The following is a 2,547-nucleotide window of genomic DNA, read 5'->3' on the forward strand; positions in this document are numbered from 1 at the left end:
TATGGCCCACCATGTCTTCAGTGATGTAGATGGGCACGTGCTTCCTCCCGTCGTGGACGGCTATGGTATGGCCTACCATTTCGGGCAGGATGGTTGAGCGACGGGACCAGGTCTTTATAACCCGTTTTTCTCCTTTTTCGTTCATCTCTTGAATCCGCCGCAGGAGCTTAGGGTCGCAGTAAGGTCCCTTTTTTTTGGACCTGCCCATTCCTTAACCCCCTTTTTTACATCTATTTCCGCCGTTTGAGGATGAGTTTATCTGACGGTTTATTTTTCTTCCGCGTCTTCACTCCCAGGGCTGGCTTACCCCAGGGTGTAACCGGATGGCGCCCGATGGGGGATTTACCCTCGCCACCGCCATGGGGATGGTCAGCAGCGTTCATCACTACCCCACGGACGGAAGGCCTAAAGCCTAGCCAGCGCGAACGGCCCGCCTTACCTATGGTAATGTTCTCATGATCCAGGTTTCCGACCTGGCCTATGGTAGCCCGGCAATCCAGGTGCACAAGCCTTATCTCCCCTGAAGGCAGCCGGAGCTGGGCATAGTCACCCTCCTTGGCCATCACCTGGGCTGCGGCGCCTGCTGCCCTTACGATCTGGCCGCCCTTACCTGGCTTAAGCTCTATATTATGAACCAGGGTGCCGACGGGTATATTACGCAAGGGGAGGGCGTTGCCCACCTTTATATCGGCATCGGGGCCGGACATAACCACATCGCCGACCCTTAGGTTTTCCGGGGCCAGGATATAACGCTTCTCCCCATCGGCATAATGGATAAGCGCGATCCTCGCCGACCGGTTGGGGTCATATTCGATGCTAGCTACCTTGCCCGGCACACCATCTTTGTCCCGCTTGAAATCGATGATGCGGTAAAGCCGCTTATGCCCGCCCCCTCTATGCCGTACCGTAATGCGTCCTTGGTTGTTGCGGCCGGCTTTCCTAAGGAGGGGGACGACCAGGGATTTTTCCGGCTCCTCGGCCGTTATTTCGGCAAACGTCGAAACTGTCATCTGCCTGCGTCCAGGCGATGTCGGTTTAAACTTCCTTATAGACATGCTACTCCAACCCCTCGAAAATGGGTATCTTATATCCCGGTTTTAAGGTTACGATGGCTTTCTTGCGGTCGGGCTGGCGGCCCTCAAACCGGCCCATCCTCCGCAGCTTGCCCCGGTCCTTTAAGGTATTGACCTTTTCCACTTTCACATTGAAGAGCTGCTCTACGGCCTGCTTTATTTCTATCTTATTGGCATCCGGGGCCACGATAAAGGTATACTTGTTTTCCGCCATAAGATTGGTGGTCTTCTCCGTTATGAGAGGTGCGATGATGATGTCCTGGGGAGCGCGCATCTAAGCCAGCACCTCCTGAACCCGCTCTACGGCCTCACGAGTTATCACCAGCTTTTCGTGGGCCAAGATATCATATACGTTAAGGCCACGGGAAGCCATAGGGGTCACCCCCGGGATATTACGGGCGGAAAGCTCCACATTTTTGTCCGGTTCGGCCGTAACAACGAGGGCCTTCCTGTCCTCTAGGTTGAGGGCCTTAAGGATTCCCAGCATATCCTTAGTGCGTGGCCTGGGAAGCTTTAAATCCTCGAGCACAATCAAATTGCCTTCTTTCACCTTGGCGGACAGCGCAGAGCGCATGGCCAGGCGCCGTACTTTTTTGGGTAGTTTATAGCCGTAGTCGCGCGGCTTGGGACCGAAGATCACCGCCCCACCCCTCCATAAAGGAGACCGGATACTTCCGTGACGGGCGCGTCCGGTGCCTTTCTGGCGCCAGGGTTTGCGACCACCTCCCCGCACTTCCGCCCATCCTTTAGTGGAGGCCGTACCTCGCCGTTCGCAGGCCAGTTGCATGACTACGGCATCAAAAAGCACGGCCTTGTTAACCTCAGCGCCAAATACCCGATCGTCGAGATCCATCTCGCCTACCTGCTGGCCCTCGGTATTATACACCGCGACTTTCGGCATATCATTTGCCTCCCTTCACCGAATCCTTAATTATTAGGAGCCCCATCCTGGGTCCCGGCACCGCCCCTTTGACCAGCAGGAGGTTTCTTTCCGGATCGCTCTTCAAGACCTCTAAATTTAGGACCGTAACCCTTTCTCCGCCCATGTGCCCAGGGAGCTTCCTACCCTTAAACACCCGGGCCGGCCCTTTAGCACCCAAGGAACCCGGCCGCCTGTGGTATTTAGAACCGTGGGCCATAGGACCCCGCTGGAAGCCGTGCCGCTTGATGCCGCCGGCAAAACCTTTCCCCTTCGATATACCCGTTACATCCACGCGCTCCCCCGGCTTGAAGATGTCCACCTTTATCTCTTGGCCCACCTGGTAATCCTCCACGTTCTCCAGACGCAGTTCCCGAAGATAGCGGAAGGGACCTACCTTAGCCTTAGCAAAATGGCCACGCAAGGGCTTATTCACACGGCTCTCTTTAATAGGCTCAAACCCCACTTGTAAGGCGTTATAGCCGTCGGTGGCTACCGTCTTCTTTTGTACCACCACACAGGGACCGGCCTGGATCACCGTGGCAGGAATGGCGC

General features: G+C 55.9%; 5 protein-coding genes. All 5 read right to left on the minus strand.

Features of this window, described 5'->3' with window-relative positions; genetic code table 11:
- On the minus strand, positions 1–208 hold a 208-nt coding region (rpsS, locus tag L5656_RS11230; RefSeq protein ID WP_297202977.1), incomplete at its 3' end, for a 30S ribosomal protein S19.
- Positions 209–230: 22 nt separating this feature from the next.
- Positions 231–1,055, minus strand: coding sequence for a 50S ribosomal protein L2 (gene rplB / locus L5656_RS11235; protein WP_297202979.1), 825 nt, complete (start codon positions 1,053–1,055; stop codon positions 231–233).
- 1 nt (position 1,056) lies between these two features.
- Positions 1,057–1,347, minus strand: a complete 291-nt coding sequence (rplW, locus tag L5656_RS11240; protein ID WP_297202981.1) for a 50S ribosomal protein L23 — start codon at positions 1,345–1,347, stop codon at positions 1,057–1,059.
- Complete coding sequence (gene rplD / locus L5656_RS11245; protein WP_297202983.1) at positions 1,348–1,974, minus strand: 50S ribosomal protein L4; 627 nt, start codon at positions 1,972–1,974, stop codon at positions 1,348–1,350.
- Position 1,975: 1 nt separating this feature from the next.
- Positions 1,976–2,547: 50S ribosomal protein L3 (gene rplC / locus L5656_RS11250; RefSeq protein ID WP_297202985.1), on the minus strand; the 572-nt coding region annotated here is incomplete at its 5' end.

Origin of the sequence: Thermanaeromonas sp. (assembly GCF_021890735.1) — a bacterium.
Classification (GTDB): Bacteria; Bacillota; DSM-521; order Neomoorellales; family Neomoorellaceae; genus Thermanaeromonas.

Coding starts and splice junctions, on each gene's coding strand:
- rplB (WP_297202979.1), bottom strand. CDS start 1,055: ATGTCTATAAGGAAGTTTAAACCGACATCGCCTGGACGCAGGCAGATG.
- rplW (WP_297202981.1), bottom strand. CDS start 1,347: ATGCGCGCTCCCCAGGACATCATCATCGCACCTCTCATAACGGAGAAG.
- rplD (WP_297202983.1), bottom strand. CDS start 1,974: ATGCCGAAAGTCGCGGTGTATAATACCGAGGGCCAGCAGGTAGGCGAG.